15 protein-coding genes are annotated in these 13,397 nt (G+C 63.3%); 2 read left to right on the top strand and 13 right to left on the bottom strand.

The window, feature by feature from the left end:
- Positions 1–155 precede the first annotated feature (155 nt).
- From L6639_RS23565 to mbfA, 5 genes are all read right to left on the bottom strand, one after another.
- A complete protein-coding gene (locus L6639_RS23565) occupies positions 156–509 on the bottom strand; it encodes a nuclear transport factor 2 family protein (protein ID WP_237864019.1) in 354 nt (117 codons plus the stop codon).
- A gap of 28 nt (positions 510–537) precedes the next feature.
- Positions 538–2,010, bottom strand: a complete 1,473-nt coding sequence (locus L6639_RS23560; RefSeq protein ID WP_237864018.1) for an amidase — start codon at positions 2,008–2,010, stop codon at positions 538–540.
- A gap of 92 nt (positions 2,011–2,102) precedes the next feature.
- Positions 2,103–2,633 (bottom strand): cytochrome b, encoded by a 531-nt coding sequence (locus tag L6639_RS23555; RefSeq protein ID WP_237864017.1) that lies wholly within the window; start codon positions 2,631–2,633, stop codon positions 2,103–2,105.
- A 28-nt stretch (positions 2,634–2,661) separates the two neighbouring features.
- On the bottom strand, positions 2,662–3,528 hold the full coding sequence (locus L6639_RS23550) for a hypothetical protein (protein ID WP_237864016.1): 867 nt from the start codon (positions 3,526–3,528) through the stop codon (positions 2,662–2,664).
- Positions 3,529–3,537: 9 nt separating this feature from the next.
- Positions 3,538–4,509 (bottom strand): iron exporter MbfA, encoded by a 972-nt coding sequence (gene mbfA, locus L6639_RS23545; protein ID WP_237864015.1) that lies wholly within the window; start codon positions 4,507–4,509, stop codon positions 3,538–3,540.
- Between the two features lie 184 nt (positions 4,510–4,693).
- On the opposite strand from mbfA, the gene L6639_RS23540 reads away from it, so the two are divergent.
- Positions 4,694–5,416, top strand: a complete 723-nt coding sequence (locus tag L6639_RS23540; protein WP_237864362.1) for a hypothetical protein — start codon at positions 4,694–4,696, stop codon at positions 5,414–5,416.
- A gap of 106 nt (positions 5,417–5,522) precedes the next feature.
- On the opposite strand, the gene L6639_RS23535 is transcribed toward L6639_RS23540, so the two are convergent.
- From L6639_RS23535 to L6639_RS23510, 6 genes are all read right to left on the bottom strand, one after another.
- Positions 5,523–5,888: a hypothetical protein gene (locus tag L6639_RS23535; RefSeq protein ID WP_237864014.1), complete on the bottom strand. Its 366-nt coding sequence runs from the start codon at positions 5,886–5,888 to the stop codon at positions 5,523–5,525.
- A gap of 110 nt (positions 5,889–5,998) precedes the next feature.
- Positions 5,999–7,156: an alpha/beta hydrolase gene (locus L6639_RS23530; protein ID WP_276576248.1), complete on the bottom strand. Its 1,158-nt coding sequence runs from the start codon at positions 7,154–7,156 to the stop codon at positions 5,999–6,001.
- Between the two features lie 143 nt (positions 7,157–7,299).
- A complete protein-coding gene (locus L6639_RS23525) occupies positions 7,300–8,169 on the bottom strand; it encodes an MBL fold metallo-hydrolase (protein ID WP_237864013.1) in 870 nt (289 codons plus the stop codon).
- A gap of 17 nt (positions 8,170–8,186) precedes the next feature.
- A complete protein-coding gene (locus L6639_RS23520) occupies positions 8,187–8,798 on the bottom strand; it encodes a glutathione S-transferase family protein (RefSeq protein WP_194464747.1) in 612 nt (203 codons plus the stop codon).
- 140 nt (positions 8,799–8,938) lie between these two features.
- Positions 8,939–9,781: a fumarylacetoacetate hydrolase family protein gene (locus tag L6639_RS23515; protein ID WP_237864012.1), complete on the bottom strand. Its 843-nt coding sequence runs from the start codon at positions 9,779–9,781 to the stop codon at positions 8,939–8,941.
- A gap of 127 nt (positions 9,782–9,908) precedes the next feature.
- On the bottom strand, positions 9,909–10,760 hold the full coding sequence (locus L6639_RS23510) for an MBL fold metallo-hydrolase (protein WP_237864011.1): 852 nt from the start codon (positions 10,758–10,760) through the stop codon (positions 9,909–9,911).
- Positions 10,761–10,885: 125 nt separating this feature from the next.
- Between L6639_RS23510 and L6639_RS23505 the strand changes: the two genes are divergently transcribed.
- Positions 10,886–11,317, top strand: coding sequence for a DUF3775 domain-containing protein (locus L6639_RS23505; RefSeq protein ID WP_237864010.1), 432 nt, complete (start codon positions 10,886–10,888; stop codon positions 11,315–11,317).
- Positions 11,318–11,320: 3 nt separating this feature from the next.
- On the opposite strand, the gene L6639_RS23500 is transcribed toward L6639_RS23505, so the two are convergent.
- Entirely contained in the window at positions 11,321–12,310 is a 990-nt protein-coding gene (locus L6639_RS23500) for an NADPH:quinone reductase (RefSeq protein WP_237864009.1), read from the bottom strand.
- A 193-nt stretch (positions 12,311–12,503) separates the two neighbouring features.
- Positions 12,504–13,286: an SDR family oxidoreductase gene (locus L6639_RS23495; protein ID WP_237864008.1), complete on the bottom strand. Its 783-nt coding sequence runs from the start codon at positions 13,284–13,286 to the stop codon at positions 12,504–12,506.
- Between the last annotated feature and the right edge of the window lie 111 nt (positions 13,287–13,397).

Genomic DNA, 13,397 nt, shown 5'->3' with positions numbered 1-13,397 from the left:
CTCAATGGGGCCGCCTCAACACAGCTGTCATCGCCCGGCTTGACCGGGCGATCCAGTACTCCGTGGCGATAGTTGTGTGACCCAATTTCGGCCGCAGCGTACTGGATGCCCCGGTCAAGCCGCGGCATGACTGCAGAGTGTGAGGACAGCCCACCTCACCGCGACACGTGCGCCGACACCGCCAACCACGTCCCGTTCTTCTTCGCCCAGCAATCGGTATATCGCCCGGTCGCCTGCTGACCATCGGCCGTGGTGTAGTTCGTCGCCGCGTGGATGATGGCGAAGTCGCCCATGATGCGGATGATGACGTCAAACGCGTGCAAGTTCCGGATCGCGATCGGCCGTGCGGTCTGCTCCAGGAAGGCGGCGCGGTCGACCAGCGTCTTATCAGGGTTGGAGCAGTAAAACTCCGGCGCCAGGATCTCGTCGAAGCGATTGACGTCACAGTTCTGCACGGAAGCGACATAGTCGCGGTTGAGTGCGGTGAGCTGTTCGAGGTCCTGGCTCATGGTGCTTCCTCTCCCTGGGATGAGGCCTTCAATCGTCAAACATCTTCGGCGGCACGAACCCGCCGAACTCACGCTCGATCAACTCAGCCAGCTTGAGCGGTGTGCGGTCCTCCAGCCACGGGCCGACGATCTGCACGCCGACCGGAAGTCCATCCGGCGCAAAACCCGTCGGGATCGCGGTCGCAGGCAGGCCGGGGAGCGTGGCGATGCCGGGCCAGGCGAGCTGGTCGGTATAGACGTGCTCCTTGCCGTCGATCCTGATCCGGCGCTGCTCCTGGTCCTCCGAGTGATCGTGGGGATAGGCCGGTATCGGCATGATAGGACAGATCACGGCATCGAAGGATTTGAACAGCTCGTGCCATTGCGCGCGCAGCCGTGTCCGGCCGCCGCGCGCTATCAGCCAGTCGCGATGGCTGAGCGCGATGCCGCGCAGGCGTTCAGCCTGCAGGCTGTCGGCGCTGGCAGGCAGTGTGGCCGCCGCTGCAACTGCGCCTGCGTAGAATTCGGGAGAGAAGCTGGCGGCGAGGAACGACAACAGCATTCGCATATAGAGGCGCGAGGACGCCGCGAAATCCGGCAGTAGCGGACTATTGCGCTCGATCTTGACACCGGCCTTGGCAAGATTGTCGGCGAGCGTATTGATGCTCCCGCGCACGGCGGCGTCGGTCGGCAGCACCGGATCGGTATCGACCACGAGGATGCGGAAATCTTTCAGCGAGCTGTGACGTGCCGCAGGCAGCTCGAGCCTGTAGGCCTTGCCGTTGTCGAGCGGGTCGGGCCCGGCCATGACGTCGAGCAACAGGGACAGATCGCCGGCGCTCCGCGCCATCGGGCCGACCACGGCGAGATCACGCTCATAGGCGAGTGGCGGAGCTGGCGGCGGCGTATGGCCGCGCGAGGGCAACAGATCGAAGGTCGGCTTGTGTGCGTAGACGCCGCAGTGAAAGGCCGGCACGCGCAGCGAGCCGCCGATATCCGAGCCGAGTGAAAGCGGGCCGTAACCGGCCGCGAGCGCCGCCGACGAACCGCCGGAGGAGCCACCCGGCGTGCGGCCGAGATCGTAGGGATTGTTGGTGGTGCCGTAGATGTCGTTGTAGCTCTGCCAGTCGGCAAGCGCGAGCGGCACGTTGGTCTTGCCGAGCACGACAGTGCCGGCGTCCTTCACCCGCGTCACCGGCAGCGAATCTTCCTTGGCGATGAAGTCCTTTTGCGCAGGATTGCCCCAGGTCGTGGGCAGGCCGGCGATGTTGTAGGATTCTTTCACCGTCATCGGCAGGCCGAGCAGCGGCCTGCGCTCGCCACGGGCCAGCGCTGCGTCGGCTGCGCGTGCCGCATCGAGCGCACGGTCGAAATCGCGGACGCAGATCGCGTTGACCTTGCCGTCGTGGCGTTCGATGCGACCGATCGCATCCTGCGTGAGCTCGACCGACGAGACCTTCTTTGCCGTCAACGCGGCCGACAGCTCGAGCGCGCTCTTGAAACTCCATTCTGATTTCGCCACGACATGCTCCTGCGCTTCATTGGTTGCGATGATGCGCAGTTTTAGCCGATGCCGCAACCGCCGTTTGATCGCGGTTGACCTGCCCGGAACATCTATCCGGGCAGCATTCGCCGCATGACACTGTCGCGATAGATGAAAATGTGCGCCAGCGCCGCGGCGATATGAACGCCGATGGTGACGAGAAGCGCCCATTCCATCGCCTGGTGCAGGCCGTCGATGGTGCGGCCGGCGGCGGCGTTGTCGGACGCGAGCATCGGCAGTGGCACGAGATAGAAGTACGAGACGGACCAGCCCCGGAAAGAGGCAAACACCCAGCCGGAGAACGTCGTCGCAAGCACGAGAGCGTAGAGCAGCCAGTGCACGACCTCGGAACTCAGGCGCTGCCAGGCGGGAAGAGAGCTCTCGGGCGCGACGGGATGAGCGAGCCGCCAGACAAGGCGGAGAGCCGTCAGCGCCAGGATCGTGATCCCGATCGAGATGTGAAACGTCATTCCGGCGCCCGGGCTCATGCCGCGATGGAGGTCCGGCATCAGCCAGCCGATCGGATATTGCACGGCGAGTAGCACGACGATGCACCAATGGAAAACCTTGGCCGGTGTACCGTATTGCAGCTGGGGCATCATGGAGGTCCTGAAGTTGATGCGGCGCCGGTCAGGGCTGGAAGCTTCGCGTCGCGGCATGGATGAACGGATTGACCGGCCCGCTGCTCATGCGTGTGTCGGCATCAGATTTCTGCCCCGGCACCGGAAAAGCGTAGCCGATGATGGTCTTGACCACGAGGCGGTCGGACGCCGGCGTCAACCCGTAGCCGACGCCGAAGTTCACATCGAACACACCGGCCTTGAAGTCGGTGACGGCAAAAAGCGTATGTTGCTGGTCGGAGAGCTTGTCGAAGTTCCCGATCTGGCCGAGATCGCTGTAATACTCGAAGCCTGCGAACAGGTCGTCGCCGAACTTCCGCGCAATGCGCGCGGCCGGCGTGAAGTGCTGCTCCGCAAATTTGCCGAAATGAACGTCGACGATCGGATTGACGATGAACTCGTAGTCGCTGTTCCGCACCCCGATGATGGGGCGAATCTCCATCGAGAAACGGGATTGGGAGAAAGGCGGCGTCTCGTTGCTGAATTCGAAGTTCACGCCGTAGAAGAAGTTGCGTTGTTCGGCGTGCGGCGAGACGAACAGCGTTCTCAGCTTGAAGGCGTCCGAATAGAAGCGCTCGTCCTGAATGGAGAACGGCAGATAGAGGCCAACCTCCCACCAATCGGTCACGCCGTAAGCGAATTCCGGCGTGCCGTTGAGGCTGTGGTTGGAGGCGAGCCCGCCGGGAAACGGGGGGCTCTTCTGTCCAAGCGCGATATAGTTGAGGTGTTGCTGGATCGTGAACTGGCCGACATCGGCGATGCCGGCGTTGTAGACCTGGATCTCGTCGGTAGCGTGCGCGTCGTCGTTCGACACAAGCAGGATCAACGCGCCGGCGAGGGTCGCGGTCGCGACGAGATGTGAACGGCGTCGCTTCATCACCGTCGCCTAAGCCGCCCCGATCAATATTCCCACCGCCAGCACGATCGCGCCGCCCAGCACGATCTGGAACACGGCCTGCAGGAATGGCGTGTCCATGTAGCGTGCGCGGATGAACGCAATCGCCCACAATTCGAAGAACACGACGATGCCGGCGATACCAGTCGCGATCCAGAATGCGTTGGCCCAGTGGTCGGGTACGAGATAGGGCGCGGTGTGGCCGAGCCCGCCGAGCGTCGTCATCGCGCCGCAGGTAATGCCGCGCAGCCAAGGCGATCCGCGCCCCGTGAGCGAGCCGTCGTCGGACAGCGCTTCGGCAAAGCCCATGCTGATGCCGGCGCCGATCGAGGCGGCAAGGCCGACCAGGAACGTCTGCCAGTTCTGGTGGGTGGCGAAGGCCGCGGCGAACAACGGCGCCAGTGTCGAGACCGAGCCATCCATCAGGCCGGCGAGGCCCGGCTGCACATATTGCAGCACGAACATGCGGCGGTTGGTGCGGTCTTCTTCCGCGCGCACGTCGGTGCTCAGGATCTGGTCTGTCAGTTTCGCGGCAGTGTTTTCATGGCCTTTCTCGGCTTCGGCGAGATCGCCGAGCAGGCGGCGCACGCCGACATCCTGGGCCTGTTCGGCGGCCTTCACGTAAAAGCGCTCGGCCTGCATTTCCATGGTCTCGACCTCCTTGCGGATGGTGTCGAGTGGCAGATTCTTGACGAGCCAGACCGGGCGGCGCTTCAGGAATCCCTTGACGTCCTCGCGGCGGATCGGCGGCAGGTGCGGGCCGAAGCGTTGCTCATACATTTCCAGCAGCATGTGGCGATGGCTGCGCTCCTCCTCCGCCATCTGTTCGAAGAGCTTGGCCGAATCCGGATAGCGCTCCTTGAGGTCCTCGGCGAAGGTCATGTAGATGCGGCTGTCCTCCTCTTCGGAGGAAATCGCGACCGCCAGCACTTCACGCTCGGTCAAATCGGCAAAATTCTTCACTGACTGCGCCTGATGTAGTTTAGAAACATTCTAAACTGATATAGGCTGCAATTCGTTCATGGTCAATTCACGCGAGCCGCGCGAAGGCTTGCATCACAAGGGCCGTCACATCGGCGCTTTTGTGTACGGAACCGGGTCTCGACGTACAGGTTCGAATCTTTGGATGTGGGTGGACGGGTGAATGATGGACAAGGTCAAATTTCGTCTGAACGATCCGCGGCTGGCGCCGCGCCGCACCAAGCTCGAAATCCCCGGATGGGCCGGCAAGCGCGAACCACGCGCTAACGGTTCGCGTGAGCAGGTCTGGCACTGCGTGCCCTTTTCCGAGGGCGCGCAATACGGCGTCGAGCTGTTCTATCCCTATGATTTCGAGCTTCACGTCACGACCAGGGAGGGTCGCTTGGTGCTCGAGGCCGATTGGGGTGAGCCGCCCGAAGGCGGCGCGGAATGGCCGCCGTTTCGCAAGTTCGGTGACGCCTTCTACACCTATCAGATCCTGCTCGATCTCAAGGTCGCAAAAGGCATGGCTGTTCGCACCGAGCCGCATCCGCGATTCTATACCGATCCGACTGACACCGTGCCGATTGCCGTCCCTGCGCTGATCCGCAATTGGTGGCCCATGATGTTCTTTTGCGTCTTCAAGGCGCCGGCCGAGGGCCGAACCCACATCTTCAGGCCCAACGAGCCGTTCGCGCAAATCATCGTCATTCCCGAGGAAGCGAATTTCGAGCTCGAGCCCATGGGCGAGGAAGAAGCGGCCGAGCGCGAGCTGCAGGCTCGCCGGATCTACACCAATCGCCCCAAACTGGCGGCAGGCACCGAGTGGACGTCGTCATCCGATACGGTGTTCGATGGCACTTATCGCCACCTGCATCGCGCGGCCAAGGAGAAGGCTCGGAACGGATAGCCGTTCCTGATCTTGCCGCGGACCTGCCAAGCTTTCCCAATTTCCCGTCACCAAAAGCAAACAGGACCCGCAGGTCCTGTTCGTCCACTCCCAGGCAGCTGCGACCTCAGTAGTCGCGGCGATAGAAGCTGTGATGATGGTGGTGATGGTGATGGTGGTGATAGTACCGCCGATATCGCGGGACTACCACGACCGGCGCGTCATAGTCGTAGTAGCGACGACGATAGAAGCTGTGGTGATGATGGTGGTGGTGGTGGTGATAAAATTGAGCCACCTGGACATTTTCGCTGGCTTTTGGCGGGGCCGCTTCATCGATCGCTTGCAGCAGGGCGCCGGCGTTTGCGATCGGCTCCAACAGGTCGGCGTATGAGTTCGCCTGCAGGACATCCGTCGGTGCCGGCGCGGCCTGGGCGGTACCGAGCCCTCCGAGCGCGGCCACCGCTCCCAATAGTCCGGCAATCTTCTTGTCCAATGTCGTTCTCCATGGTCGCCGGACCCAGCTCCGGTATCTCGCAACGTCAGACATTGCCGAATGTTCCCTGAACCGCCGATTAACGACTTGTGGCGGGAGGGTGACGTTGCTCAGTTTGCGGAGACTGTGGCGACGCGGCGAAGAAATTGCAGCAGCAATCGGCTCACCTCCGCGGGCTGCTCCTGCTGCACCCAATGGCCGGCGCCGTCGACGAGGTGGCAGCCGAGCAACTTCGTGCACCCACTCGTTTGCATCGCTTCGAACACGCCGGGGCGCTGATACGTGCCCCAATCCTGCTTGCCCGAGATGAAGCAGGAGGGCACGTCGATGCTGCGGCCCGCAAACAGCTGCACCTCGTTGTTGAGCATTCCCGACGTGCCGTAGCGGTACCACTGCAGGCCGCCCTGGAATCCGGTGCGGCCATATTCGGCGCTGTAGAAAGCGAGATCGCTATCCGGCAGCCATTGGTTGGCGGCGATCGCGGCGCGCGACGGCATCTCCTTCGCGACCGTCTCGGGCATGGTCTCGCCGAGGTCCATCACGTAATAGGTCGGCAGCTTTGCGAGCTCGCTCGCCGACCATGACTTGAGCGGATACGGCTTGTTGTCGGTCCAGTCCGCGCTCTTGTGATGATAATAGGCGCGCAGGAAACCGTGCACGCCTTGTGGCGCATGCAGCATGTCGGCATTGGCCGGACGCGTCGCGTAATACCATTGATAGTGGATGCGCGGGCGCGGCAGAGCGGCGAGCTCGCGATGCACGGGGTCTTCGACCGGAGGCATCGCCGGTGCATCGGCTGTGCCCAACGGCAGCGGCGGCGCTCCGCCGAAGGGCGCACTCATCAACGTCACCGAGCGAAACACGTCGGGTCGTATCAACGCGCACCATGCCGCAACAGGGCTGCCGAAATCATGTCCGGCGAGATCGACCTGCCTGTACCCGAACGCCGACACGAGTGCGAGCGCGTCGCGCACGAGGTTCAGAAGCGAGAATGGCGTGAGATCGTCGTCATAATCCGCACTCCATCCGGTGGTGCGGCCATAGCCGCGCTGGTCAGGCGCGATGACGTGATAGCCCGCTGCCGCCAGCGTCGGCATCACCTTGCGCCAGGAGAAGGCGAGTTCGGGAAAGCCGTGCAGCAGCAGGATACAGGGCCGGCCTTTGGTCTCGAAGCCGGCCTCGAGCACATGCATGCGCAGGCCGTTGATGCCGTCGACGTATCGCGAGCGGATGCCGGCGGGGAGGGGGATGTCGGGAAGTGCACTCATTGCCTTCTCCACGCGGGTGGAATCGTAGATTCGTAGGGTGGGCAAAGGCGCACTTGCGCCGTGCCCCCCACCTTTTCCTAATAGCCCGTGGTCGTGGGCACGGCACGGTGCGCCTTTGCCCACCCTACGGCATCTCGGCTAAATCACACCGCCGTACACACGAACGCATTGCCCTTGCGCTTGATCTTCCCCACCGATGGGGAAGGGAAATGCGCGGTGCAACACAGCGTGTCGGTGTCGCAATAGCGCTCGAGGAAGCTGCGGCGCGTCGTGGCGGCCTTGGCCGGATCGACATCGAACTTGATCGACAGCTCCGGATAAAGCGTTTGCAGCGGCGAGTGCATGAGATCGCCTGAAAATACCGCGTCGTCCTTGCCGCGTCCCATTGCGATGGCGACGTGGCCGGGCGTATGGCCCGGCGTCGGCACGATGCGGACATGATCGCCGATCTGGTGGTCGTTGCTGATCAGCTCGTGCCTGGAGGCCTCGACCACGGGCAGCACGCTGTCAGCGAAGGGCGGGATCTCGGTCTTGGCATTCTCCGCGAACCAGTGATCGTATTCCTGCTTGGCGAAGAGGTAGCGCGCCTTGGGGAAGGTCGGTACCCAGCGGCCATTCTCCAGCCGCGTATTCCAGCCGACGTGGTCGACATGCAGATGCGTGCACATCACGAAGTCGATGTCATCGACCGAGACGCCTGCGGCATTGAGTGCGCGCATGTACGTGTCGTCGGTCTTCATGTTCCATTTCGGGCGATTGGGTCGCGGCTTGTCGTTGCCGATGCAGCTGTCGATCAAGATGGTGTGGTGCGGCGTGTTCACCACATAGGACTGGAAGCACAGCATCAGCACGTCTTGATCGTCCAGCGCCTTGGCCTGCCGCATCCACGCCCGGTTCTCGGCCAGCACCTCAGGCGTCAGGCCCGGCAACATCTCCAGGGCCGGGACGAACGACGTCTCCTGCTCGATGATACGCTGGATGGTGAGGTCGCTGACCGCGTATTTCAGGCTCATGAGAACTCTCGCGTATGCTACGCCGCCGGCGGGACCGAGATCTTCACCGAGGGACGCTCCAGCATCTTCTGGTGGAAGGCGTCGAGCTTCGGATAGGCCTTGCGCCAGCCGCAATCAGCGAAGCGGAAATCGGCATAGCCGAGCACGCAAACAAGGCCGATCTGCGAGATGTCGAACGGGCCGTTCAGTACCTCAGGCATGTTCTCGAAGCGCGCCATGCCGGTCCAGGCCCGGTTCCAATGGTCGTCCGACCACGCCTGCCATTGCAGGCCCTGCGGCCGCACCATCTTCTCGTAGCGGCACAGCAGCATGGAATCGAGCATGCCGTTGATCAGCGAGTGGTTGGTCTTGGCCTTCCAGCGCCGCGGACCGTAATCCGGGATCAGGCTGCCGCCGGCCATCTCGTTGAGATATTCGACGATGACGTAGGAATCCAAAATCACGTCGCCATCATCAGTGATCAGCACCGGCAGCTTCTTCAGCGGTGTGATCTTCGAATAGTCCTCATTGACCGTGCCCGGCGCGACGGTCGCCGGCGTGAACTCGATCTTGTCGATCAGCCCGAGCTCGATCGCGGCGATGCGCACCTTGCGGGCAAAGGGCGAGGCGGCGGAGAAGGAGAGTTTCATGGTGAATGTCCTACGGGGTAGCCGGCAGTTGGTTTTGGTCATTGCGAGGAGCGAAGCGACGAAGCAATCCAGGCTGCCTCCGTAGGACCATCTCTGGATTGCTTCGCTTCGCTCGCAATGACGGGGAGAGGGCGGAGCCCTTACGCCGCCACGATCTCCTGGCGCTGCTCGCCGAGGCCTTCGATGCCGAGCGTGATGACGTCGCCGACATTGAGGAAAGTCGGCGGCTTCATGCCGAGGCCGACGCCGGGCGGGGTGCCCGTGGTGATGATGTCGCCCGGGAGCAGCGTCATGAACTGCGAGACATAGGAGACGCACTTGGCCATCGAGAAGATCATGGTCTTGGTCGAGCCGGTCTGGCGGCGCTGGCCGTTGACGTCGAGCCACATCGACAGGTTTTGCACGTCCTTGATCTCGTCCTTGGTGGCGAGCCAGGGGCCGACCGGGCCGAACGTGTCGTGCGACTTGCCCTTGGTCCACTGACCCAGGCGCTCGGTCTGGAAGTTGCGCTCGGAGACGTCGTTGCAGACGCAATAGCCGGCGACGTAGTTCAGCGCGTCGGCTTCCGAGACGTACTTGGCGCGGGTGCCGATGATGGCGGCGATCTCGACCTCCCAGTCGAGCTTGGTCGAGCCGCGCGGCTTCTCGACGTTGTCGTTCGGGCCTGACAGCGAGGTGTTGGCCTTCATGAAGATGATCGGCTCGGTCGGGATCGCGGCGCCGGTCTCCTTGGCGTGGTCGCTGTAGTTGAGGCCGATCGCGACGAATTTCGAGATGCCGGTGACCGGCGCGCCGAAGCGTGGCTTGCCGGACACCGCGGGCAGCGAGGCCGGGTCGATCGCAGCGAGCTTCTTCAGAGATTCCGGCGAGTAGGCCTCGCCGGTGAGGTCCTTCAGATGCGCCGACAGGTCGCGCAATTGGCCGGATTTGTCGATCAGGCCGGGCTTCTCCGCACCCTTTTCGCCGTAACGAACAAGCTTCATTCTGGTTTCTCCCTTGGGATGGACTGATCGGTTAAATAGCTTCATGGAACAGGGCGGCGGGAAATTCAACCGCCGAAAAGGGGGTGCATTGCAGCCCTTCATTCGCGGGGTGGCCGCCCCACGACCGCTAGGATTGCAGCGCCTCAAACCTGAACGCATCGCCCTCCCGCCGGATATGCCCGGCCGAGAAATGGCCGCCAATCACCAGCGTCGGGGTATCGGCAAAGCGCGAGAACACCTTGTGCCGGCTTGCCGCGGATTGGGTGATGTCGGTATCGACGACAGAGCACCAGTCGAGATGGGCCATCTGGCAGGGATGATGGGCGACGTCGCCGCAAAGCAGCGCCTGCTCGCCGCCGGATTCGATCAGGACGCTCATATGCCCGGGGCTGTGGCCTGGGGTCGGGATCACGCTGATCTCCTCGCAGAGCCGGTGGTCGCTCGGGATCGTTTCGACCTTGCCCGCATCGACGACCGGCTTCACGGAATCGTTGAACACCGCGACCTTGTCCGGCTCGGCCGTGTAGTCACGCCAATAGTCGTATTCGGTCTTGCCGAACAAATAGCGCGCATTGGGGAAGGTTGGCACCCATTTGCCATCGACCAGCTTCGTATTCCAGCCGACGTGATCGACATGCAGATGCGTGCACAACACGGTGTCGATGCTCTCAGGGGGAAAGCCCGCTTCTGTCATCATTTCCAGAAACGGCGTGTCGCGGTTATTCCAGACCGGGACGCCGCGGCCCTGCTTGTCGTTGCCGAGGCCTGTATCGACCACGATCCGGCGCGTCGGCGTCTCCACCACCAGCGAATGGATCGACATTTTCAGCCGGCCTTCCTCGGTGGCGAAATGCGGGATCAGCCAGGGCAGCTTCCGGATTTCGTCATTGGTCGCGGCCGGCAGGATGAAGCGGGTCGAGCCGACCGTCTCCATTTCGACGACCTTGGTGATTTTGACCTGGCCGACCTTCCACTGCATCGGGCGTGCCCCTATTTTCTTTGTTTGGCGTCAAAAGATGCACACTTTCCACCGCCAAGCGCAATGGATCATCTGTCGCGATGTTGCGTTATGTGAGGAATCCGTCGAGAGCCAAAGGGGAGCCCATGCCAGAGCTTGCGATTTCCGCCGACAAGGTCGCTTTCATCATCGAGAAGGCGCGCGAATTCGACGTCAAGGAATCCGGGTCCGATCCGGATTCGGGCTCCAATCCGTCCGATGACGACGAGATCGACGTGCTCGAGGACAACAATTCCGATCCGGTCGCAGCCGAGCTCGCCGGCTTCATCCGCGCGCTGAACGAAGACGAGCAGCTCGACCTGGTCACGCTGATGTGGCTCGGCCGTGGTGACGGCGATGTCGACGAGTGGGACGATCTGCGCGCCCGCGCGGTCGAGGCGCGCAGCGAGTACAAGTCGCCGAGGCGCAAGACGGTGCAATATCTGCTGGGCGAACCGATGCTCGGCGATCTCCTCGCCGACGGCATGGACGAGCTCGGCATCGACTGGTCCGACGAGCGGACCACGCCGGTGGGGTAACTCCTATTTGGCGCAGTCGACGATCACGGTGCCGAGCTTGTCGCCCTTCTCGACGGCGAGATGGGCCTGCGCCGTATCCGACAGCGCGAATTGCGCCGCGATCGTGTGAAGCCGCGGCACCACCGCCAGCCATTTCGAGATGTCGGCCTGCGCCGCGGCGAGCAGCGCCGGCGGCAGGGCGAACAGCACCAGCGCGCGCAGATTGATGCACTTCTCCATCAGTTCGCGCATCGGCACCACAGGCGCGCGATTGCCGTTGGTGGCGTAGACAGCAATGGTCGAATTCAGCGCCATCAGCTTCAGCGTCGTCGCGATATTGCCGCCGAAATCGACATCGACGACATGATCGACACCGCGTCCGCCGGTAAACGCCATCGCTTTCGCAACGACGTCCTCGTCTTTGTAATTGACCACGAGATCAGCGCCCGCGCGCCGCGCCTGCTCGCCCTTCCTCGCCGAGCTGACGGTCGCAATCACCTGCGCGCCGCCCCATTTTGCCAATTGCACCGCATAGTGCCCGACCGCGCCGGCGCCGCCGGTGACGAGAACCGTCTTGCCGACAACAGGCCCGTCCGCAAACAACGAGCACCACGCCGTCATTGCGGGGATACCGAGCGTGGCGCCTTCCGCAAAGGAAAGATGGTCCGGCAGCGGCGTCACCAGTTGCTCGGCGAGCGCGATATATTCGGCCGCAGTGCCGAAGGCGCGGCCGTTGCGCTGGCCGTTGAACAGCCAGACGCGGTCGCCGCGCTTGAACCGCGTCACGCCGTCGCCGACCTGATCGATCAAACCCGCGCCATCACTGTTCGGGATGACGCGCGGATATTCCATCGCGCGATAAGAGCCGCCGCGCCGGCCGACATCGGCCGGATTGACGCCGGAGGCCTCTAGGCGAATGCGAACTTCGCCGGGACCTGCGACCGGCGTCGCCATCTCACCATAGGTGAGAACGTCCGCCGCCGGTCCCGTTTGCTCGTACCAGACCGCTCTCATCCGGATTGCTTTCCGAGTTGAAGTTTTGGGCCAGCAGGCGCGGCATCAAAAATCCACCTCTCCCTTGGGAGAGGTCGGCGCGCAGCGCCGGGTGAGGGGTTACGCTCTCGCGTGTCGCAGCACCCCCTCACCCGATTTGCTGACGCAAATCGACCTCTCCCCGCTGGGGAGAGGTGAAGAGCCACCATCGCCCTCACAGCGTGCCCGGGAAGGCACCGCCGTCGAGCAGGATGTTCTGGCCGGTGATGAAGCCCGCCTTGGCGCCGCAGAGGAAGGCGCAGGCATAGCCGAACTCGTCCGGCTGGCCGAAGCGGCCGGCGGGATTGAGCTTGGCGCGCTCGGACAGGATCGCTTCCGGCGTCGTGCCGCGCTTGTCGGCCTCGGCCTTGGCGGTGCCGGTCAGACGATCGGTCTCGAACGGGCCCGGCAACAGGCCGTTGATGGTGACGTTGTTGATCACGGTCTTGCGCGACAGGCCGGCGATGAAGCCGGTGAGGCCGGCGCGCGCGCCGTTGGAGAGGCCGAGGATGTCGATCGGCGCCTTCACCGCGGCCGAGGTGATGTTGACGATGCGGCCGAACTTGCGCGCCATCATGCCGTCCACGGTCGCCTTGATCAGCTCGATCGGCGTGAGCATGTTGGCGTCGATCGCCTTGATCCAGTCGTCGCGGGTCCAGTTGCGGAAATCGCCGGGCGGCGGACCGCCGGCATTGTTGATGAGGATATCAGGCTCGGGGCAGGCCTTCAGCACGGCTTCGCGCCCGGCAGGCGTCGTGATGTCGCCGACGATCTCGGTGACCTTCACGGAAGGATAGGTCTTCCGGATTTCGTCGGCCGTCTTCTTCAGCGCCTCGGCGCCGCGCGCGGTCAGCGTGACGTCGACGCCGGCTTCGGCCAGCGAGAAGGCGCAAGCGCGCCCCAGGCCCTTGCTGGATGCGCAGACGATGGCGCGGCGACCCTTGATCCCAAGATCCACTGTTTCACTCCCGAAAATAGCAGGCAGGTTTTTGAACGGGCGGCACTCTAGCCAACATCGGTGCCGCTGATAAGGGACGTGCCCGCGTCAAAATGCATGCGGGTTCGCGCT

The organism is Bradyrhizobium zhengyangense, from assembly GCF_022012555.1.
Taxonomy (GTDB): domain Bacteria; phylum Pseudomonadota; class Alphaproteobacteria; order Rhizobiales; family Xanthobacteraceae; genus Bradyrhizobium; species Bradyrhizobium zhengyangense.
Note: the sequence above shows the minus strand (reverse complement) of the source record. Positions and strands in the feature narration are given on the sequence as shown.

What these genes read in the sequence shown, in the direction of transcription:
- L6639_RS23565 (WP_237864019.1), bottom strand. Translation starts at nt 509, where the DNA reads ATGAGCCAGGACCTCGAACAGCTCACCGCACTCAACCGCGACTATGTC.
- L6639_RS23555 (WP_237864017.1), bottom strand. Translation starts at nt 2,633, where the DNA reads ATGATGCCCCAGCTGCAATACGGTACACCGGCCAAGGTTTTCCATTGG.
- L6639_RS23550 (WP_237864016.1), bottom strand. Translation starts at nt 3,528, where the DNA reads ATGAAGCGACGCCGTTCACATCTCGTCGCGACCGCGACCCTCGCCGGC.
- L6639_RS23540 (WP_237864362.1), top strand. Translation starts at nt 4,694, where the DNA reads ATGGACAAGGTCAAATTTCGTCTGAACGATCCGCGGCTGGCGCCGCGC.
- L6639_RS23530 (WP_276576248.1), bottom strand. Translation starts at nt 7,156, where the DNA reads ATGAGTGCACTTCCCGACATCCCCCTCCCCGCCGGCATCCGCTCGCGA.
- L6639_RS23525 (WP_237864013.1), bottom strand. Translation starts at nt 8,169, where the DNA reads ATGAGCCTGAAATACGCGGTCAGCGACCTCACCATCCAGCGTATCATC.
- L6639_RS23520 (WP_194464747.1), bottom strand. Translation starts at nt 8,798, where the DNA reads ATGAAACTCTCCTTCTCCGCCGCCTCGCCCTTTGCCCGCAAGGTGCGC.
- L6639_RS23515 (WP_237864012.1), bottom strand. Translation starts at nt 9,781, where the DNA reads ATGAAGCTTGTTCGTTACGGCGAAAAGGGTGCGGAGAAGCCCGGCCTG.
- L6639_RS23510 (WP_237864011.1), bottom strand. Translation starts at nt 10,760, where the DNA reads ATGCAGTGGAAGGTCGGCCAGGTCAAAATCACCAAGGTCGTCGAAATG.
- L6639_RS23505 (WP_237864010.1), top strand. Translation starts at nt 10,886, where the DNA reads ATGCCAGAGCTTGCGATTTCCGCCGACAAGGTCGCTTTCATCATCGAG.
- L6639_RS23500 (WP_237864009.1), bottom strand. Translation starts at nt 12,310, where the DNA reads ATGAGAGCGGTCTGGTACGAGCAAACGGGACCGGCGGCGGACGTTCTC.